This is a genomic window from Motiliproteus sediminis, assembly GCF_017912535.1.
GTDB lineage: Bacteria > Pseudomonadota > Gammaproteobacteria > Pseudomonadales > Balneatricaceae > Motiliproteus > Motiliproteus sediminis.
On sequence record NZ_JAERQK010000003.1, the window covers coordinates 421,069 to 440,196 of the forward strand.

General features: G+C 58.5%; 18 protein-coding genes. 13 read left to right on the plus strand and 5 right to left on the minus strand.

All coding sequences use genetic code 11. The features are described 5' to 3' along the window. The first annotated feature begins 3 nt into the window (after positions 1-3). The 5 genes from nqrF (at position 4) to JJQ76_RS08850 (ending at position 4,407) form a co-directional block, all read left to right on the plus strand. Positions 4-1,227: an NADH:ubiquinone reductase (Na(+)-transporting) subunit F gene (nqrF, locus tag JJQ76_RS08830; protein ID WP_210396421.1), complete on the plus strand. Its 1,224-nt coding sequence runs from the start codon at positions 4-6 to the stop codon at positions 1,225-1,227. 12 nt (positions 1,228-1,239) lie between these two features. Beyond that, positions 1,240-2,274 carry an FAD:protein FMN transferase gene (locus tag JJQ76_RS08835; protein ID WP_343232507.1) on the plus strand — a complete coding sequence of 345 codons (1,035 nt, stop codon included), beginning with the start codon at positions 1,240-1,242 and terminating at the stop codon, positions 2,272-2,274. Between the two features lie 8 nt (positions 2,275-2,282). Next, positions 2,283-2,528 carry a (Na+)-NQR maturation NqrM gene (gene nqrM, locus JJQ76_RS08840; protein ID WP_210396422.1) on the plus strand — a complete coding sequence of 82 codons (246 nt, stop codon included), beginning with the start codon at positions 2,283-2,285 and terminating at the stop codon, positions 2,526-2,528. Between the two features lie 84 nt (positions 2,529-2,612). After that, positions 2,613-4,013, plus strand: a complete 1,401-nt coding sequence (gene sthA, locus JJQ76_RS08845; RefSeq protein WP_210396423.1) for a Si-specific NAD(P)(+) transhydrogenase — start codon at positions 2,613-2,615, stop codon at positions 4,011-4,013. 55 nt (positions 4,014-4,068) lie between these two features. Further along, on the plus strand, positions 4,069-4,407 hold the full coding sequence (locus JJQ76_RS08850) for a hypothetical protein (protein WP_210396424.1): 339 nt from the start codon (positions 4,069-4,071) through the stop codon (positions 4,405-4,407). Positions 4,408-4,428: 21 nt separating this feature from the next. On the opposite strand, the gene JJQ76_RS08855 is transcribed toward JJQ76_RS08850, so the two are convergent. Then, positions 4,429-4,881: a cytochrome c gene (locus JJQ76_RS08855; protein ID WP_210396425.1), complete on the minus strand. Its 453-nt coding sequence runs from the start codon at positions 4,879-4,881 to the stop codon at positions 4,429-4,431. Between the two features lie 492 nt (positions 4,882-5,373). Here JJQ76_RS08855 and JJQ76_RS08860 point away from each other — a divergent pair, with 492 nt between their 5' ends. From JJQ76_RS08860 to JJQ76_RS08870, 3 genes are read left to right on the plus strand one after another with little or no spacing between them, the layout of a single operon-like run. Then, the gene (locus tag JJQ76_RS08860; protein WP_343232508.1) at positions 5,374-6,012 is read left to right on the plus strand and encodes an ATP-binding cassette domain-containing protein; all 639 of its coding nucleotides are present in this window, start codon (positions 5,374-5,376) and stop codon (positions 6,010-6,012) included. Between the two features lie 38 nt (positions 6,013-6,050). Continuing rightward, positions 6,051-7,406, plus strand: coding sequence for an FtsX-like permease family protein (locus JJQ76_RS08865; RefSeq protein WP_210396427.1), 1,356 nt, complete (start codon positions 6,051-6,053; stop codon positions 7,404-7,406). A gap of 18 nt (positions 7,407-7,424) precedes the next feature. Then, the gene (locus JJQ76_RS08870; RefSeq protein ID WP_246480489.1) at positions 7,425-8,087 is read left to right on the plus strand and encodes a DUF3299 domain-containing protein; all 663 of its coding nucleotides are present in this window, start codon (positions 7,425-7,427) and stop codon (positions 8,085-8,087) included. A gap of 248 nt (positions 8,088-8,335) precedes the next feature. On the opposite strand, the gene JJQ76_RS08875 is transcribed toward JJQ76_RS08870, so the two are convergent. From JJQ76_RS08875 to JJQ76_RS08885, 3 genes are all read right to left on the minus strand, one after another. Continuing rightward, entirely contained in the window at positions 8,336-8,779 is a 444-nt protein-coding gene (locus tag JJQ76_RS08875; protein WP_210396428.1) for a YtoQ family protein, read from the minus strand. A gap of 73 nt (positions 8,780-8,852) precedes the next feature. After that, the gene (locus JJQ76_RS08880) at positions 8,853-9,959 is read right to left on the minus strand and encodes a class I SAM-dependent RNA methyltransferase (protein WP_210396429.1); all 1,107 of its coding nucleotides are present in this window, start codon (positions 9,957-9,959) and stop codon (positions 8,853-8,855) included. Continuing rightward, complete coding sequence (locus JJQ76_RS08885) at positions 9,956-11,218, minus strand: PilT/PilU family type 4a pilus ATPase (RefSeq protein ID WP_210396430.1); 1,263 nt, start codon at positions 11,216-11,218, stop codon at positions 9,956-9,958. Before JJQ76_RS08885 ends, JJQ76_RS08880 begins: the two co-directional genes overlap by 4 nt. A 333-nt stretch (positions 11,219-11,551) precedes the next feature. On the opposite strand from JJQ76_RS08885, the gene JJQ76_RS08890 reads away from it, so the two are divergent. The 5 genes from JJQ76_RS08890 (at position 11,552) to JJQ76_RS08910 (ending at position 18,567) form a co-directional block, all read left to right on the plus strand. Continuing rightward, positions 11,552-12,877: an HD-GYP domain-containing protein gene (locus tag JJQ76_RS08890; protein ID WP_210396431.1), complete on the plus strand. Its 1,326-nt coding sequence runs from the start codon at positions 11,552-11,554 to the stop codon at positions 12,875-12,877. A 67-nt stretch (positions 12,878-12,944) separates the two neighbouring features. Further along, positions 12,945-14,618 (plus strand): adenylate/guanylate cyclase domain-containing protein, encoded by a 1,674-nt coding sequence (locus tag JJQ76_RS08895; protein WP_210396432.1) that lies wholly within the window; start codon positions 12,945-12,947, stop codon positions 14,616-14,618. Positions 14,619-14,688: 70 nt separating this feature from the next. Then, positions 14,689-15,588, plus strand: a complete 900-nt coding sequence (locus tag JJQ76_RS08900; RefSeq protein WP_210396478.1) for an AAA family ATPase — start codon at positions 14,689-14,691, stop codon at positions 15,586-15,588. Positions 15,589-15,592: 4 nt separating this feature from the next. Further along, on the plus strand, positions 15,593-16,564 hold the full coding sequence (locus JJQ76_RS08905) for a DUF58 domain-containing protein (protein ID WP_210396433.1): 972 nt from the start codon (positions 15,593-15,595) through the stop codon (positions 16,562-16,564). Next, positions 16,561-18,567, plus strand: coding sequence for a transglutaminase TgpA family protein (locus JJQ76_RS08910; protein WP_210396434.1), 2,007 nt, complete (start codon positions 16,561-16,563; stop codon positions 18,565-18,567). The genes JJQ76_RS08905 and JJQ76_RS08910 overlap by 4 nt, the downstream gene beginning before the upstream one ends. A gap of 4 nt (positions 18,568-18,571) precedes the next feature. On the opposite strand, the gene JJQ76_RS08915 is transcribed toward JJQ76_RS08910, so the two are convergent. Beyond that, positions 18,572-18,958, minus strand: coding sequence for a DUF3461 family protein (locus tag JJQ76_RS08915; RefSeq protein ID WP_210396435.1), 387 nt, complete (start codon positions 18,956-18,958; stop codon positions 18,572-18,574). Positions 18,959-19,128: the final 170 nt, after the last annotated feature.

The following is a 19,128-nucleotide window of genomic DNA, read 5'->3' on the forward strand; positions in this document are numbered from 1 at the left end:
AACATGGAAATTATACTTGGTGTAATCATGTTCACGGTCGTGGTACTGGCCCTTGTAGCGGTGATCCTGTTCGCCCGCTCCAAGATGGTCAATTCCGGCGACGTGACCATTGAAATTAACGGAGATCCCGAAAAAACCATCAAGGCACCGGCTGGCGGCAAGCTGCTCGGTACCCTGGCGGGCCAGGGTATCTTCCTCTCCTCCGCCTGTGGCGGTGGTGGTACCTGCGCGCAGTGCAAGTGTGTTGTCGAAGAGGGTGGTGGTGAAATGCTGCCCACTGAAGAGGGCCACTTCACCAAAGGTCAGCGCCGCGAAGGCTGGCGCCTGAGCTGTCAGGTGGCGGTCAAGCAGGACATGAAGATCGAAGTTGAAGACGACGTCTTCGGCGTCAAGAAGTGGGAGTGTACCGTTGAGTCCAACCCCAACGTGGCTACCTTCATCAAGGAGCTGACCCTGCGTCTGCCCGAAGGTGAGAACGTGGACTTCCGCGCCGGTGGTTATGTGCAGTTGGAATGCCCGCCGCACGTGGCAGCCTACAAAGACTTCGACATCGATCCCGAATATCACCCCGATTGGGACAAGTTCGACATCTGGCGCTACGTCTCCAAGGTTGACGAAACCGTCATCCGCGCGTACTCCATGGCCAACTACCCCGAAGAGAAGGGTGTGGTGAAGTTCAACATCCGTGTTGCTACTCCGCCTCCGGGTCGTGACGACCTGCCCCCCGGGCAGATGTCTTCCTACGTCTTCAGCCTCAAGCCGGGCGACAAGGTTACCGTATACGGTCCCTTTGGTGAGTTCTTCGCCAAGGATACCGATGCGGAGATGGTGTTTGTCGGCGGTGGTGCCGGCATGGCGCCGATGCGCTCGCACATCTTTGACCAGCTCAAGCGTTTGAAGTCGACTCGCAAGATGTCCTACTGGTACGGTGCGCGCTCCATGCGCGAAGCGTTCTACATGGAAGAGTTCGACCAGCTGCAGGAAGAGAACGACAACTTCGAGTGGCACCTGGCCCTGTCTGATCCGCTGCCGGAAGACAACTGGGACGGCTACACCGGCTTTATCCACAACGTGCTGTACGAAAACTATCTGAAGGACCACGAAGCGCCTGAAGATTGCGAGTTCTACATGTGTGGACCGCCGATGATGACCTCTGCGGTTATCAAGATGCTGGAAGATCTGGGCGTTGAGCCCGAGAACATCCTGCTTGATGACTTTGGTGGTTAATCGCCCTTGAGCGTGACGCATCACCTGAACCGCCTTGCCCGGCTGTTGGCTTTTGTTGCCGCAGCCTGGGCCTTGGCGGGATGCATGAACGGCGAGCCTGAGCTCGCCGTTCACACGTTATCCGGTACCACCATGGGTACCACCTATTCGGTCAAAGTGGTTGCGTCACAGGATCTGGATCTGCGCGCGACACGCCAGCAAGTGCAGGCGGTGCTGGACCGAATCAATCAACGAATGTCCACCTATCGGGATGACTCCGAACTCAGCCGCTTTAACCGGGCGGAAGCAAACCAGTGGTTTGCGGTGAGTGACGAGACTGCCAGGGTGGTCGCTTTGGGGCTCACCATCAGTGAACAGACCCAAGGTGCTTTTGATATGACCGTTGGCCCGTTGGTCAACCTGTGGGGATTTGGCCCCAACGGGGTCATATCTAAAGCTCCTTCACAACAACAGATCGATGAGCTGCGCGGTCGGATCGGTTACCAGTCCATTAGCGTGCGATCGGAGCCTCCGGCGCTGCTAAAGACGGCAGATCAGTATCTCGACCTGTCTGCCATCGCCAAGGGCTATGCCGTCGATGCGGTGGCGGATTTGCTGGCGCCGGAATTTTCAGCCTACCTTGTCGAGGTAGGCGGGGAGCTGCGGGCTCATGGTATCAAACCCGATGGCCAGCCCTGGCGGATCGCGGTGGAAAGTCCGCTGGCGGGCACTCGTGGTGATGTGCAGGAGGTGATTCGGGCAAGCGAAACCGCTATCGCCACCTCCGGTGACTACCGCAACTATTTTGAGCAGGACGGGGTGCGTTATTCGCATACCATCGATCCGGCTACCGCAAAGCCGATCACCCATCGGTTGGCATCGGTGACGGTGTTGGATCCCTCCTGTGCCCGCGCAGACGCGCTGGCAACTGCCATGATGGTGCTGGGGGATGAGCGTGGCCGCCGATTGGCTGAGGCTATGGACCTTGCGGTGCTGTTTATCGTCAAAACCGATGAAGGTTTTGCTGAATACGCAACGGAAGCGTTTAAACCGTTTCTGATTCAATGAGGTGACCTATGGAAACCCTGATTATTACCTTTGTCGTGATGCTGCTGGTTATTGCGGCGACCTCCGTGGGCGTGATGTTCGGGCGCTCGCCCATTAAAGGCTCCTGCGGCGGCGTGGGCGCAGCGTTGGGCGAAAAGGATTACACCTGCCCCATCTGCGGTGACGATCCCAATAAGTGTGAGAAAGAACAAGAGGCTCAGCAGGCCAAACAGGCGGACGACACGGACCTGGCCTACGAGCTGCCTAAAAAGTAAACCAAACCAATTTGAGTGGGCGGGTGCTGGCCATAGGCACCGATAAGATCCACCTGTGCTAGTTGAGTGTGATAGGGGAGTTTCATGGCGGTTTATGATTATGACGTGGTCGTGATCGGGTCGGGCCCGGCGGGCGAAGGTGCGGCGATGAACGCCGCCAAAAAGGGGCGCCGGGTTGCCGTAGTCGAGATGCGTGATCAGGTGGGTGGCAACTGCACTCACGTCGGCACGGTGCCGTCCAAGGCGCTGCGTCATTCGGTCAAGCAGATCATGGAGTTCAATACCAATCCGCTGTTTCGGGATATCGGCGGGCCGATGTGGTTCTCGTTCCCAAAGGTCTTGAAGCGGGCTGAAAAGGTTATCGCCAATCAGGTGATGCTGCGTACCGGGTTTTATGCCCGCAACCGTGTTGATGTGTATTTTGGTACGGCGCGTTTTATCGATGAGCATTCCGTTCTGGTCGAACACGCCAACCGCGACAACGACACCCTGCGGGCCAAGAATATTGTCATTGCCACCGGATCGCGCCCCTATACCCCGGCGGATATCGACTTCGCCCACGAGCGGATCTACAACTCCGATACCATTCTTAAGCTGGAACACACCCCGCGTACCCTGATCGTATACGGTGCCGGCGTGATCGGTTGTGAGTACGCATCCATTTTTGCCGGCCTCGGGGTCAAGGTCGACCTGATCGACAACCGGGACCGGCTGCTCTCATTCATGGACGACGAGATCTCCGATGCGTTGAGCTATCACCTGCGCAATAACGGCTGCACCATCCGCCACAACGAGGAGTACGAATCCGTGGAGGGTGACGACCACGGCGTGGTGCTGACGCTCAAATCGGGCAAGAAGATCCGGTCTGACGCTTTCTTGTGGTGTAACGGACGTACCGGCAACACTGATGGGCTGGGGCTGGAGAATATCGGCCTCAAGGGTGACGGCCGAGGCCAGCTGAAGGTGGACGATCACTATCGCACCGAGGTAGAAGGGGTCTACGCCGTGGGTGACGTGATTGGCTGGCCCAGTCTGGCGTCGGCGGCCATTGATCAGGGCCGGGCGGCAGCTTCCGATATGTTGCAGGCTGACGACTTCCGTTATATCAACGAGGTGCCCACCGGTATCTATACCATTCCGGAGATCAGCTCTATCGGCAAGACCGAGATGGAACTGACCGCGGCTAAAGTACCTTACGAAGTCGGTCAGGCGTTCTTCAAAGATCTGGCCCGCGCGCAGATCTATGGTGAGCCGGTGGGGATGCTGAAGATTCTGTTCCACCGCGAAACGCTGGAGATTCTGGGTATTCACTGTTTTGGCGACCGGGCCTCGGAGATCATCCACATCGGTCAGGCGATCATGAACCAGAAGGGCGAGGCCAACACCATCGCCTACTTCGTCAACAACACCTTCAACTATCCCACCATGGCGGAAGCCTTCCGGGTGGCCGCGATTGCCGGCCTTAACCGCATCGCCAATATCTGAGTTGACCGGCGGGCGTTCGCGCCCGCCTCACTCTTTCAACGGTAACCGTGAGTCGATGAAAACCCGTTGGATACTGAAGACCAATGCCAAGAGCGAGAAGAACGCGCAGGTGCTGCTGAATCAGCTCTGTCGTGAACTGGCGGTGGTGCCGTCGGGGGTGGAATTCACCGGTGATCACTATTGCGGTCATGAGATCCGGTTCGTGCTTGATGAAAGCGGGCTTGGCAGTCGGGCGGAGGCGTTTTACAGCCTGCTGGCGCAAGCTGAGCGCCTTGGCAACAGCTGGGTGCTGGGGCGGGTGAGAGCGCCTGCGTGCGGCTGGACGACCCGCAGTCGGCTGGCGGGCATTCGGCGGATTGAGTGGCTCGAACTGGACGACAGGGCGGCCGGATAAGCCGCCACGGGTTTCGCCTTGTCAGTATTGCTGGGGATAAGAGCCGGTCTTATAGGTTTCGTGGCACTTTACACATTGATTCATCAGTTTGCTCAGACGCCTGAGCAACTGGTTCGGTGTTTCACCCTCTTTGGCGGCATCGGCCATCTCTTCAAACTCCTCATGTAGCCGGGTTGCCAGCGAACGGAAGCGCGGGACCAGCGGATCGTTGGCGATCGGCTTTACCTCGTAGATGGCGATGGTCCCCAGTTCGCGAGCAGCTTTTTCTACTGCGGCATTGTCCTCACGCGAGAGGGCCGTGGTAATTTTACGGATTCCGTGGAGATAGCGGCGCATATCCTCCAGCATCATCGCCTGTTCTTTCGGGCGGAGCACGATGCTGTGACGACCATCCTGCTCGGCGACAGCCGGTAGGGTAACGGCACTGAGAACCGCGGCCGCGGTGACGGTGCTGAGAAGCTTGGTTAAGTACATGCTTTGGCGACTCTTTTAGTTGTTATTCTGCGAATAACAGGGAGGCTAGCACAGAACCGCCATTGGATTTAAGGCTGAGCGTCATATAGGGCCGCTTTCGGTCAATTGATGCGATCTCCCGCTATCAATGACCACCCGGTCGTCGGCGGTCACTGGTGGCATCGTAGCGGCCTGTTAGCCGTTGCTGATATTCGTTGGCAGGTATACAAGTGAAAACCACGAAAGCTGACTTTTCAGCGAGCGCGCCTTGGCGACTCCTGATGCGACAAAACAGACATATATAGATCAGCTGCTCACAGGTCTACCCGCTGTTAAGATAGCCCCCTCCGGGAACTTGTCTGACCCAATAAGCCCTAAGAAAACTGTTCGTAGCACAAGTCACTGAATTAGTCGGGAGCAACGGTGGTCGCACCAGTAATACAGGTTGAAAGTCTCACTTATCAGTGGGCAAACGATTCTGGTTTTGGTCTTCAGGTTGAGCAGCTCGACTTGGTGTCGAATGAGTGCCTGTTCATTCATGGCCCCAGTGGCAGCGGCAAAACAACCCTGTTGAGTTTGTTGGTCGGCATACTCAGACCACAGCAGGGTCATATCAGATTGCTCGGCCAATCGCTAGGACAGGTAGGTGCAGGTCGGCGGGATCACTTGCGAGCCGATCATATCGGTATGATCTTCCAGCAGTTCAACCTCATCCCCTACCTGACGCCGGTAGAAAACGTACTGCTCACGTGCCAATTTTCAGCACTACGCAGGCAGCGTGCGCTTGCCAAATCTTCCAGCGTGGCAGAGGAAGCAGTGCGCTTGCTATCCCATTTGGATATGGCTGATCCCAGATGGCTAAAGCTACCGGTGCACCAGCTCAGTGTGGGACAACAACAGCGTATAGCCGTTGCGCGGGCCTTGATGGGGTCCCCCGAGCTGGTGGTCGCCGATGAACCAACCTCATCGCTGGATAGCGAACGCCGAGAGCAATTTATCGACCTGCTATTCAACGAGTGCAAGGCCAGCGGTGCGGCTTTGCTGTTTGTCAGCCACGACGCCCAGCTGGCAGACCTGTTTGATCGGCAGATGACCCTGCAGTATCAAGACAGTGCGCGTGTCGCACTCACTGAGCAGGGGCCAGCCTTATGATCACTAACCTAGCCTGGAAGAGCTTTCGTAACCGGAAGTTGACACTGAGCCTGGCGGTTGCGTCGTTAGCCCTGAGTATCGCGCTGCTATTGGCGATAGATACCTTGCGTACACAGGCCCGGCAGAGCTTTATTAATTCGCTATCAGGCACAGATCTGATCGTCGGCGCTCGAACCAGCTCCATCAATTTATTGCTATCCAGCGTGTTTCAGGTTGGCGCTATCAGCACAGGTGTTGAGTGGAGTAGCTACCAGCAGATCAGCAGCGACCCCAGAGTCCGCTGGAGTATCCCGATCTCGCTGGGTGACAGTCATCGTGGGCTTCCGGTCATCGGCACAACCGATAGCTTTTTCGAGCATTTTAAGTATGGCGACCAGCAACCCCTGCAATTGCAACGAGGGGACTGGTTTCAGAAAGAACATCAGGTCGTCATCGGTGCCGAAGTCGCACGCCGTTACGGCTATCGCTTGGGGCAGGAGCTGATCTTGTCACATGGCAGCGGCGAGAGCTTTCTACACCATGATCGTCATGCGCAAACCCTGAGTGGCATCCTGGCACCCACGGGTACCGCGTTTGATCGGACATTGTTCGTTAGCTTAAATGCCATCGACGAAATACACCAAAGACAGGACAACGCGGCGCATGGACATGACCCCCTGGCGCGCAGAAGCGCCAGAACCCCCGAGCCACGAACCGCATTACATAGCCACGATCAAGATGCCCACCCGGGCCATCATTCTGAGCATGACGAGCATGACGAGCATGACGAGCATGGCGAGCATGACGCCCCTGGCATGGTGGCTACACCCGCATCCGACGACCTTCACTCTGCGCATGATAACCGCCAGATAAGCGGCTTTTATCTCGGTTTAAAACAACGTAACCAGGCATTGGCCATGCAGCACATGATTAACACCAGCAAGATTGAGCCGCTTACTGCGGTGATGCCGGGTGTGGCGCTGCTGGAACTGTGGCATCTCGTATCGGTCGCAGAAAACGCACTGTTATTGGTGTCGGCGCTGGTCCTGCTCGTCAGTCTGGTGGGGATGCTGATCATTTTGCTGAACAGCCTGCAGCAACGCCGTCGTGAAATGTCGATGCTGCGAGCGATTGGAGCACGGCCTTACCATATTGTTACATTGATCCTCGGTGAGGCACTGGTGATTCTGTTACTGGGTCTGCTGCTTGGGTTAGGGCTCCTGTACGGATCGATTGCGCTGGCCCAGCCCTGGCTACTCAGCCAGTGGGGAATTGATCTGCACTTTCAGTGGTTATCTCTGGAGCAGATTTATTGGTTAGCCGGTATTGTGGTGGCTGGCCTTGTCATTAGTCTGATCCCCGCAGTACATATCTACTACTACACGCTGGCCGATGGCCTTTCAGCCAGACATTAGGGTGATCAAAGGAACACTATGAAACGCTTGCTAACGATGGCTCTGTTGGGGCTGGTTGCCCAGTTATCGGTTGCTGCTGAGGTACGCCAGATCACCTGGGAAACCCTTACTGCCCACCTGCCGCCCCCGATGGATAATCCCTTCGACTCACTCAGCGACCTGCAGCTGGATCGCCTGTCGATAATCGCTGATGTGGTAGATAACCAGGCGCAAGGTCTTGAGGTTAATCCAGAGCTGATGGAGCAGGCCGAAATTGAGCGAGTAATCCTGACTCAGGAGGGTTTGGACGTCGATCAGCTGTTCAAAACGCGTGAAAAACTGATTGAGCAGTATATTCGCGAAGGAAAAACAACTAATCCTGAGCTCAACCAGCAACGCATCGAAATGCGCGGATTCTTTCTGCCCCTAGAGTTTACCGGCCAATTGGTCAGCGAATTCTTACTGGTGCCCTACATAGGAGCCTGCATCCATGAACCGCCGCCACCACCCAATCAGATCGTTTATGCCCGCCTGACATCCCCGGTGCCGCCGCCAACCCACTTCTACACCATTGTAAAAGTCAGAGGCCTGATGCGCACTGAAGCGGCGAACCCAGAATTAAGCCTGGTTGACGGTGCCAGTCAGATAGAAACCGGCTACCAGTTAGTGGTCGATGACCTTGAGTTTGAAGCTTCACAGTAACGAAGGCTTTAGATCGTGGTTTCTTCGGCACGTAGAGCTTTCATTGCCTAACACCTCATTTCGGAAAAAAGGTCTCGCTGTCTAGAATTTACAGCCCTTAGGTCGCTAATAATTAGAGAAGTTTAACTGACTACTTTGTTCGCAAAGCCGACCGATCGATTGCCTGAACGGGCCGGTCCAAACAGCGGGTGTTTCCTGCATCCGACGTTGGCTGCCCGAGTTGTTAGCGGTCGATGACTTAAGGCCCTCTACTTTTCACGGGCGATATAAGCCAACAGTTCCACCACCTGTTCAGGGCTTTGTGCCCAGGCCATGGCAGCGCCGTCCACCTCTTTCAGCGGGTGAACCAGATCACGCTCATGCAGGGTGATGTAGGGCTTGCCTTTTGCCGCAAGCTGGCCGGCATCGAAGGCGGCGTTCCATTGTTTGTACTGACTGCCAAAGCGGACCACCGCCAGATCACACTGTTCGATCAACGAGATGGTGCGGATAGCGTTGACCTTGGCGGACTTATGATCGCGCCAGAAGTTGTCGCTTTCGGTGCCCAGGGGGTCACCGGCGGCATCGCTAGCATCATGATCGGTTACTGCCGAGGTGAAGTGAAACGGGAGCTGTCTGGCCTCGCAGCCGGCAATGATCTGCTGGCGCCAGTCTGTGTGTATTTCGCCGGATAGATAAACAGTCAGTGGCATCGTTTTTCCTTCGCAACAGCGCTGGGGCAGGGTAGCGGCCAGTATAAATAAGCCTGATCGCTGGTGCGACCGGTTATCCCTCTCGTTGGAGCAGGGCCAGTGTCTCGACATGATGCGTCTGGGGGAAGAAGTCGAATGGCTGCAGTGTCTCAACGCGGTACCCGCTGGCGGTTAGTTGAGCCAGATCGCGGGCCAGCGTTCCGGCACTGCAGGACAGGTAGGCGATGCGTGTAGGGCGCAGTTGCTGGGCGACCCAGTCGGTTACCGCCGATTCCATGCCGGTGCGCGGTGGATTGGTATATAGCAGATAGTGGGCGTTGGAATTCTCTCTGCGCCACTGCTCCAGCTGGGGCAACCGGTTTTCGCAGCTGCCCCTCAGTATGGGGGCTTCTGGTACGTTGCGGGCGGCACAGTCGATAGCAGCGGCGCTGATCTCTACGCCCAACACGGCCGCGCCATGCTGGTGCCAGCGCCGCAGGCTACTGCCGCTGCCGCTGTAGAGATCCAGTACTCGCGTGCTGGCGCTTGGCTGCAAGAAGGTTTCGGCGCAATCGAGGGCCTGATTAAACAGCTGTGGCAGGAGCTGCTGAAACGCGGCGGGGCCATGAATCAGGCCGGAAGCGTCACGGGAATAGGCCGCGCCCCGCAGTAGGTGCCAGCCTGGTTTTGCCAATACCTTGCGACCAGCGCTGGGGTGCAGATGGAGCCACAGGCCTTCTATGCCCAGGTGTTGCAGTTGTGCCCAGAGGTGCGCGCTCAACCAAGGGCATTCGGGGAGCGCGGCTTGTTTCAGTACCAGCACCAGTTGCGCACCACTCTGGACCCAGTACGCGAGCTGAAAGTCCTGCTCGGGCGGTGGTAACAGCGGCAGCAGCAGTGCCAGTGCGCGGCGAACGCGCGGGCTCTGTACCGGACAGTGGGGGATCGGGATCAGCTCGTCGCGCCGGCGCAGGCCTGCGCGCCAACCCTGTTGCCAGGCGCAGCTCAGCTGCACGCGGTCACGGTAACCCCAGCGCTGCTCACCGGTGACTGAGGCCACCGGTTGTAACTGCGCCTGCCAGGGTTCAAGCTGTGAAGCGAGAAACTGGTACTTCTGGCGCAGGCTGTCATCGCCGGAGAGGGTGCGGTGCCGGCAGCCGGGGCAGTGGGCTTCGCATCCGGACCGCAGTGCCAGTGTCACTCCTTGGCGGGGCCTTTGCTCGAGGCACGGTTGTACACCTGGCCGCGAGCATCATCCTGCTCGGGGCTGTCATCATCCGGCTTCTCTTCTTCCACCGGTTCCAGCGATAGCGACAGCTTTGGCTCGTCTGTGTTGCTGGTGTCGGGGCCGGGTGCAGCGTCCTCGCCCTTGCTTTCTGCCGCTTCCGCCCGTTGTTTGGCGACCAGGCGCATACGCAGGGCGAGGTTGTTTTTCGAATCCGCGTTGCGCAACGCTTCCTCGGCCGAGATGCGGCCCCCTTTCCACAGGTTGAACAGCGCCATGTCGAACGTCTGCATTCCGGAGCTGGCGGACTTTTCCATCACCTCCTTGAGCTCGTCGATCTGGCCGTTCTTGATCAGTTCACACACTCGTGGGGAGCCGGTCATCACCTCGATGGCGGCGGCGCGCTTGCCGTCTACGGTGGGTATCAGGCGCTGCGAGATGATCCCTTTCATGTTGAGGGATATATCAAGCAGCAGCTGCTTATGCCGCTCTTCGGGAAAGAAGTTGATGATCCGCCCCAGCGCTTGGTTGGCGTTGTTGGCGTGCAGGGTGGAGAGGCAGAGGTGGCCGGTTTCGGCGAACGCCAACGCGTGCTCCATGGTTTCCGCGCTGCGGATCTCGCCGATCAGGATCACATCGGGCGCCTGGCGCAGGGTGTTTTCCAGCGCGTCGCGGTAGCACAGTGTATCCACTCCCACTTCGCGCTGATTAATGATCGATTTCTTATGCCGGTGAACGAACTCTACCGGATCCTCGATGGTAATGATGTGGCCGGCGCTGTTGCTGTTGCGGTAATCGATCAGTGACGCGAGCGAGGTCGATTTTCCGGAGCCGGTGCCACCGACGAACAGAATCAACCCGCGCTTCTCCATGATCAGCTTGGGCAACGTCTCCGGCAAACCGAGCTTCTTGATGTCGGGGATGTCCGTGCTGATGGAGCGGATCACCATCGAGTATTCGTGTCGCTGACGGAAGATGTTGACCCGAAAACGCCCCAGCCCTGGCTTGGATATGGCCAGGTTCATCTCCGGGCGCTTTTCGAACTCGGCAATCTGCTCCTCATCCATGATGTCGTAGGCGATCTCCTTGATCCGCCCGCGTGGCATGACATGTTCGGCCAGAGGGACCAGTTTGCCGTGGATTTTGGAGCTGGGCTTGGCGTTGGTGGCGAGAAACAGGTCCGCGCCTTCCATATCCACCATCATCTCCAGATATTTATCCAGTTCCTCCGCCATTGCGTACCTCACTGATTGGATTTTTTGACCGGCGGCATTGTATCACCCGATCGGGGTGATGCCGGCCCTCAAGGCCAGGCAAATGAGATTTCTTTGGCCTGGATCAATGCTCTTTTTATACCGTTATCTTTAATGCGGGAGCAGTGTGATGCAAGGGGGTTAGCGCGTTTTTTGTACAGTTGGACAAGATTGTTCAGCGGGGCGGATAAAAGGTTGATGCAGGACAATTTCTCCGCTCCTCAAGAGAGGATAATTAAACCGAGTATCAGGCGGCCAACGACAGTCGGCGACCTGAATCCTCGCAGAGGTCTCTATCGTCGAAGGAGTGCGAAGATGAGCGAACTCGATGCCAATGTTGTCGACGAATATGCCCGTCACCTGTCCAAGGTGAACGCGCGCAACCAAGTGCTTGCCGCTGAAGATATCTATACCGAACAGGGCGCGCTGCTAATAAAGAAGGGTACGCCGCTGTCCGAAGAGCTGGCTGAGCGGGTGATCCGGCACAAGCTGACCCGACCGTTGGAACATTCGGTTGACCTTTCCAACCAGATCGACAGTGGTCGGCTGCTGAAGGCGTTTGAACAGCTGTTTGAGCGTTACCCTGACTGTCTGGCTATCAATCAAGCGATTGCGCTCGACCTGTCGTTGCGGGAGCAGTGTCGCGAATATGCGCGCTACCCGTTGCTGATGCAGAAGTTGACGGTAATGGCCATGCGCCGGCCCCATGATTATCAGAAAGGTATCTTCTGCGCTTGGTTGTCACTGGCGCTGGCGCGCCAGATGAAACTTGACCTTGAATCCCAGAACGAAGCCTTTTTAGCGGGATTGATGCACGATTCCGGCATGCTGCATATCGCGGCTGAGATTCTCGACAAGCAAGGCCAACTGACCACTGAAGAGTGGCGGGCTATCCAGAGCCATCCCCGTATCGGTGAACTGTTCTTGCGTCAGGTGCCACACTTGCCCGCGGGCGTGGCGCGCGCCACGCTTGAACATCATGAGCGCCGGGATGGAACCGGTTATCCGTCCGCGCGATTTGCCGAAGAACTGTCCACCGTAGGGCAGGTGGTGGCGGTTGCCGACAGCCTCTGTGCGGTGCGGATGCTGAGATTTAAAAGTCCCGGTAGCAATCTGGCTAACCTGCTGCCGATTCTGCAGCTGAACGCACGCAGTTACGATCAGGAGGCGTATCGGGCTGCGGTGAGCATCATCCGCTCCGGCGAGCTGCAGCAGGCAAGGATGCATTCGGACGACCAGATGCCCAGCATCATAGAGCAGATGCTGGCTGCCCATCAGCATCTGGAACGCTGTTTCGAATCGGTGGCGCAATTGATGGAGGTGTTGCCGGAACAGCCGGCAGCGGGTCGACTGCGTACTGCCTCGCTGCAGGTTCAGAACAGTTGGTTCGCGGTAGCCTCATCGGGGTTGCTGTCGTTAAGTTTGAAACAGTTGATTGAGCGGGCTGCCGAGGAGCATGAACTCTACGCGATGGCGGATGAGCTTCACCTGATGCTAGGGGAAGTTAACTGGCAGTTCAATCAGTTGCGTAAGGTACTGACTGCATTGCATGACGATCATGCACTGCAGGGCGCGTCGGCGGAGGTGTTGCAACAGGGTCTTGAACAGATGGCGGACCTGGATCAGGTGGTGATCCATTGAACCGGGGGTGATGGCGCTGGTCTACCCTTACCCTTCAACAAGCCTCCAATAGAGTAGAAAACGCCTGATGGTGCGCAATCTGCGTTTGTTTACCGGCGTGGTGCTGGCAGTCTTTGTTGTCTTGCACCTCCTCAATCATGCCCTCGGTCTGGCATCGCTCGATGCGATGGAGGCGGTCCGACAGCGCTTGGCGGCAGCCTGGGGCAGCCCGCCACTCAAACTCCTGCTGTACGGCTCCCTACTGACTCATGTGCTCCTGGCCTACTACGCGCTGTACCGTCGCTCGACTCTGCGGATGCCGCTGTGGGAAGCGGCACAGCTTATTCTGGGGCTGGCGATACCTCCGCTGCTGCTGGTGCATTTGATCGGTACCCGGGTGACCATGGATCTCATGGGGGTAGAGGTTGAATACCGGCACGTTATTACCGCGTTATGGTCATTGCCCAATCAGGTGGAGCGACAGACTGCGCTGATTCTGGTGGTCTGGGCTCATCTGCTGATCGGATTGCACTATTGGTTGCGGCTGAAGCAGGGGTACCGGCAGGTGCTGGGGCTGTGGCAGGTGCTAGCCACCCTGGTGCCGATGCTGGCGTTGATGGGCTTCTACCGTATCGGCTGGGAGCTGGGCACCGTGGATATGGCCGCACGTAAAGCGGCGCTGGTTGCCCGCGATCCTGACACCATGGCCTTTATCGGCGGGCTGGAAAGCCTGCTGATGAACCTCTATCTGGGCGGCTTGCTGCTGGTGGTGCTGGCGCGTTATGCGCGTGCTGTCTATCGTGTGAATTTTGGCTCGGTAATGGTCGAGCATCCGGAACGCGGCGTGATCGCCGCGCCGGCGGGGGAAACCTTGCTCGATGCGTTGCGCGGAGCGGGCGTCGATCACTCGTCGGTATGTGGCGGACGGGCGCGTTGCACCACCTGCCGGGTCCGGGTAACCCGCGGACTGGAGCAATTGGCGCCCCCCGGTGATGCCGAGCGGCGTGCGCTGGAGGGGATCCGCGCGGATGCCGCGACGCGCCTGGCCTGCCAGCTACGGGTCAACAGCGACATTGCAGTCATTCCGTTGATACCGCCCGGCTACGGCATGGACTACGTGCGTCGCCCCGGTGGCATTGAAGGTAAAGAGCAGGCGGTGGCAGTGTTGTTTGTCGATCTGCGCGATTCCACCCGCTTGGGCGAGCAGCGGTTACCCTATGACGTGGTGTTTATACTCAATCAGTTTTTCGCCGAGATGTCGGCTGCCCTGGTTGAGACCAATGGCCACTATGCCCAATTTAATGGCGATGGCCTGATGGCACTGTATGGTCTTGAGGGCGATATCCAGACGGCGTGCCAGGACGCACTGCGCGGGGCACAATCGATGTTTCGCCGGCTGGAATCGCTCAATCAGCGCCTGCAGCGGGAACTTGAACAGCCGCTGCGTATCGGAATTGGTATCCACTGTGGTGAAGCGGTGGTGGGTACCATGGGGCCTCCCAGTTCGCCGCTGTTATCGGCGGTGGGTGATACGGTCAACACCGCTGCGCGGTTGGAGTCCCAGAGCAAGCCGCTAAAGGTGCCCTTGCTGGTATCGTTGGATGTGATCACCGCGGCCGGGGTGGATTATCCGGGCGATATCCGACAGTTGCCGCTTCGTGGTCGGTACCAGCCCATTGATGTGATGCTGGTGACCCACCCCCAACAGCTCGAAATCAGCCAGAGCAGCAACCAGCCATTCAAGGACCGAGCATATGAGTAATACGCCCCCGAACAGCCGTGCGGTCGATGACAGTCGGGCTCGTGCTGTCAGCCGCGACCAGATCACCCAGATGGTGGATGCAGTGGAGCGGGTGGTCCTGGGTAAACGCACCCAGGTGCGCCTGGCGCTGGCCTGTTTGTTTGCCGGCGGGCATCTGCTGATTGAGGATCTGCCCGGAATGGGCAAGACCACACTGGCGCGAACCTTGTCAACGGTACTGGGTTTCAGCTTCAAACGGATTCAGTTCACCAGTGATCTGCTGCCGGCCGATATCATCGGCGCCTCTGTTTTTGATCGCGAACGGGGTGCATTCGAATTTCAGCCAGGGCCTGTATTCGCCCAGGTGGTGCTGGCCGATGAGATCAACCGGGCAACGCCCAAGGCGCAAAGCGCACTGCTGGAGGCGATGGAGGAGCGTCAGGTCTCTGCTGACGGGGTAACCATGCCGTTACCGGCGCCGTTCTTTGTGATTGCGACCCAGAACCCCGCCAGCCAGGCCGGTACTTTTGCCCTGCCAGAATCACAACTGGACCGTTTTCTGATGCGCATCGAGTTGGGCTATCCCGATCAGAAAGCGGAGCGGCAGATGCTAATGGGGCAGGACCCGCGGCGCTTTATCGACCGTCTTGACGCGGTGATCGACCTGCCTGCACTGCAGCGTATCCAGTGCCAGGTGGAGCAGATTTTTGTTTCCGACAGCCTGATCGATTACCTTCAGCGGTTGCTCGATTTCAGCCGCCAGAGCAGTGACTTCAACTGTGGCCTGTCTCCCAGAGGAGCGCAGGCGCTCAAGCGCGCCTCCCAGGCGTGGGCACTGATGGAAGGGCGCGACTACGTGATACCTGAAGACCTGCAGCGAGTCTTGCCCGCAGTGGCAGAACACCGCTTGCGAGGCGCTTCAGACCACAGCGGCCACCGCGGCGTGTCGCTGGCCCGTTTGCTCGCCGATGCGGTCGACGTGACGGAGTAGGGTGATGGCGGTGCTGATGGTTCGCCGGTGGTGGCGGCAGTGGTCTGACAACTGGCTGCGCCGGCGCCTTCCGCGAACACGCGCTACAACGCTCAACCAGCGCCGCATCTTCATTCTGCCGACGCGCAACGGCGTCTATTTTCTGCTGATGACCTTCGCCATTTTCCTGGGCGGTATCAACTACAGCAACAGCCTGGTGTTGGGAACGGCGTTTCTGTTAGTCAGTTTGTTCATGATCAGCATCCTGCATACCTTTGCTAATCTCTCCGGCCTCAGGGTCAGTGCCGGGCGTGCCGAGGGTGCTTTTGTCGGCGAAGAAGCGGCCTTTACCCTGCGCTTGAGCGCCGCCGGTGGTCGCCAGCACCAAGCGGTAAAGCTTAGCTGGGGGCGGGCAATACCCCAGTATGTCGATCTGGTTGACTGCGATACTGCCGCAGCCACTCTGCTGCTGCCCGTCACGCGGCGAGGGCGCTACCGACCGCGCAGACTCATGCTGGAAAGTAACTACCCCCTGGGCCTGCAACGGGCCTGGAGCTGGATCGATCTGGATATGGCAGTGCTGGTTTATCCGCGCCCCATCGTCTGTGATTATTCGCAGCGCTTGCATGTTGATAAGCGTCCCGGTGAACAGCAGACCGAGGAGGGCAGCGACGATTTTCATGGCCTGCGGGAATACCAACGCGGCGATAATCCGCGCCACATTGCCTGGCGCAGCTATGCCCGGACCCAGGAGTTGCACAGTAAAACCTTTGTTACCCGACGTAGCAGTGAATGGTGGTTGGAGTGGGAGGCGTTTGCGGGATTCGGCGTTGAGGAGCGGCTGGGGCGACTCTGCTATTGGGTCTGCAAGCTGGCCGAAGAGGGCCACAGTTACGGCTTGCGACTACCGGGTGTCGAGTTGGGTCCCGCCGATGGCGCGTTGCATCGCCGCCACTGCCTGGAGGCACTGGCTCTCTATGGAGAGGTCCAACCATGACCGGCGTCGTGGCCTATCAGATTCCACGCAACGCCATGACTTGGCTACTGGTGGCCATGTTTGCCGGTATCATTCCCCACGTTGACCGGCTGCCCATCTGGGTAACCCTGGTGTGTCTGTTGTGCGGTGGCTGGCGGATCATGGTCTACCGTGGCCGCTGGGCGCTACCCGGAGGCTGGCTGCGCGCATTGCTGGTGTTTTCCGGTGGCGCCGCGGTGTGGGGACACTACGGCACCCTGATGGGGCCTGAAGCCGGATCGGCACTGTTGCTTTTGGGCTTCTGCTTCAAATTGATGGAAACGCACACCCGGCGTGACGCGTTCGTCGTGGTGATCCTGGGCTACTTCGTGGTGGCCACGGCATTTTTCTTCCGGCTGGAGATCGTCGATACCCTCTATCTGTTGCTGGTCTGTTTTCTGGTCACCGCAGCTCTGTTGGGGTTGCATCAGTCGCCGCTACAGACGGCGCCGCGCCGTACCGCATGGTTGGCGGCCAGGCTGATGCTGCAGAGCGTGCCGTTGACTCTGGTTCTGTTCCTGTTGGTTCCGCGCATTGGACCGATCTGGGCGTTAGAGCAGCCTTCCGCTAGCGCACGCACCGGGTTGTCCGACGAGATGACACCCGGCGACATTGCGCGTTTGTCGCAGTCGCCGGCACTGGCTTTTCGGGTCGAATTCGAAGGCGCGGTCCCGGCAACCGATCAGCTGTATTGGCGAGCCCTGGTGCTGGACCAGTTTGACGGCCGCACCTGGCGTCGTCACCCCCAACAGTTGCACCCTGACTGGGTGGTTTGGCCCGGCAACCCCAATCCGTGGCGCAGCAGCCAGCAAGCGTTGGGGCAAGCTACGGCCTACCGGGTGATTATGGAGCCGACCGACAAGCGCTGGCTGTTCGCCCTCGATCTGGCCCGCAGCGATCAACGCGGGATCGGCCAGACCCGTGACTTCCGGCTGGTCAACCGGGTTCCCGTCAGTCAGCCGTTCAGCTACCGGGTTGAGTCCGCGTTGAATCATCGCCTTGATCCGGAGCTGCCTTATTGGCTGGCCCGGCGAAATCTGCAGCTGCCCGAAGACGGAAATCCGCGTAGTCGGGAGTTGGCGCTGCAGTTGCGACAGCGTTCCGGCGACGCCGAAGAACTGGTCAGCAATGCGCTGGCTTTATTCCGGCAGCAACCGTTCAGTTATACCCTCAAGCCGCCGCTACTGTCCGGTGATCGCGTTGACCAGTTTCTGTTCGACAGCCGCCGGGGCTTTTGCGCTCACTATGCCGGTGCGTTGGTGTTCCTGCTGCGTGCGGCCGGACAGCCCGCGCGCGTGGTAACCGGTTATCAGGGCGGAGAGTTCAATCCGCTGGGCAATTATGTGCTGGTGCATCAGTTCGATGCCCATGCCTGGGTAGAGGTATGGCTGCCCGGCAAGGGCTGGCAACGGGTGGACCCCACCGCAGTGGTGGCGCCGTCGCGCGTGGCCGAGGGGTTGGAACAGGCGGTCGCCGGCGAGGGTAGTTTCCTGGCTGACAGCGGATTCAGCCCGCTGCAGTACCGCCAGTGGGCCTGGGTGTCACAGCTACGTCTGGGCTGGGATTACCTCAACTTTGCCTGGCACCGGTCGGTGCTGGGCTACGATGCCGATAGCCAGCGACGCTGGCTGTCCAGTTGGCTGGGCGGGGTTGACTGGCGGCGGCTGGGAGTAGCGCTGGTGGTGGCCATCGCTGCGGTGTTGGGTGTGCTGGCGCTTTGGGTGCTGTGGCGCAATGGCGCCACGACACGCGACCCGGTGCTCAAGGAGTACCAGCGCCTGTGTGCCGACGGGGAGCGTCGCGGGGTGGCGCGGCAACCGGGCGAAGCGCCCGGCCGTTACCTGCAGCGTCTGGGAGAAACGTTTCCGGGCCAGGCGCGCCAGTATCAGCAGTGCGCTCGGCTGCTGGACGATCATCTCTATCGTGCCGAGCCTACTCCCGGTGCGGTCAAACGGCTACGTCGGTTGCGGCGCAGCCTGGCCTGAAACGCTACTTTATCTGTTCGATGTCGCGGCGAATCTCGGCGATTTTGGTCAGCATCACCTTTTCGAGATGGGCGACGTCGTCGAGCAGCTTTTCGCGCAGGTCTTTGACTTCGTGCTCATGCTTGACCAGCTGGTGTAGCTCATCGATCGCTCTCATCAAGAACGGCGCGGTTTCCTGAATCTCTTTGTATTTGTTCTGACTGCTGTCGACCCGTACCGTCTTGGTATGACGGCCGAACTTGAACTTCTTGCTTTTCGGTAGCAGCGATCCCTTTTCCCGCCGGAAATAGATCTTGAGTACGTCCTGATCGCCCTCTTGGCGCAGGGTGTATTTGGTGATTTCCTCGAGGGTGGTAATGCCCATTTCGGTAAGGGTAGGGTAGCTGCTCATGAAGAATCCTTGCTCGGGTTCAGGGGGTCGGGTTAGGGATGATGTCGTTCAACTTTAGTCGAGCCGGATGAAAACTGGCAACCTCAAAACCCTGTCTTTGATCAATATAAGAAACGTTTGTGTTGTTTATATTGGTCGCCGTAGTCCGACCGTGCCTGCACATCCCCGCT

Coding starts and splice junctions, on each gene's coding strand:
- nqrF (WP_210396421.1), top strand. CDS start 4: ATGGAAATTATACTTGGTGTAATCATGTTCACGGTCGTGGTACTGGCC.
- nqrM (WP_210396422.1), top strand. CDS start 2,283: ATGGAAACCCTGATTATTACCTTTGTCGTGATGCTGCTGGTTATTGCG.
- sthA (WP_210396423.1), top strand. CDS start 2,613: ATGGCGGTTTATGATTATGACGTGGTCGTGATCGGGTCGGGCCCGGCG.
- JJQ76_RS08850 (WP_210396424.1), top strand. CDS start 4,069: ATGAAAACCCGTTGGATACTGAAGACCAATGCCAAGAGCGAGAAGAAC.
- JJQ76_RS08855 (WP_210396425.1), bottom strand. CDS start 4,881: ATGTACTTAACCAAGCTTCTCAGCACCGTCACCGCGGCCGCGGTTCTC.
- JJQ76_RS08870 (WP_246480489.1), top strand. CDS start 7,425: ATGAAACGCTTGCTAACGATGGCTCTGTTGGGGCTGGTTGCCCAGTTA.
- JJQ76_RS08875 (WP_210396428.1), bottom strand. CDS start 8,779: ATGCCACTGACTGTTTATCTATCCGGCGAAATACACACAGACTGGCGC.
- JJQ76_RS08885 (WP_210396430.1), bottom strand. CDS start 11,218: ATGGCGGAGGAACTGGATAAATATCTGGAGATGATGGTGGATATGGAA.
- JJQ76_RS08890 (WP_210396431.1), top strand. CDS start 11,552: ATGAGCGAACTCGATGCCAATGTTGTCGACGAATATGCCCGTCACCTG.
- JJQ76_RS08895 (WP_210396432.1), top strand. CDS start 12,945: ATGGTGCGCAATCTGCGTTTGTTTACCGGCGTGGTGCTGGCAGTCTTT.
- JJQ76_RS08900 (WP_210396478.1), top strand. CDS start 14,689: ATGGTGGATGCAGTGGAGCGGGTGGTCCTGGGTAAACGCACCCAGGTG.
- JJQ76_RS08905 (WP_210396433.1), top strand. CDS start 15,593: ATGGCGGTGCTGATGGTTCGCCGGTGGTGGCGGCAGTGGTCTGACAAC.
- JJQ76_RS08910 (WP_210396434.1), top strand. CDS start 16,561: ATGACCGGCGTCGTGGCCTATCAGATTCCACGCAACGCCATGACTTGG.
- JJQ76_RS08915 (WP_210396435.1), bottom strand. CDS start 18,958: ATGAGCAGCTACCCTACCCTTACCGAAATGGGCATTACCACCCTCGAG.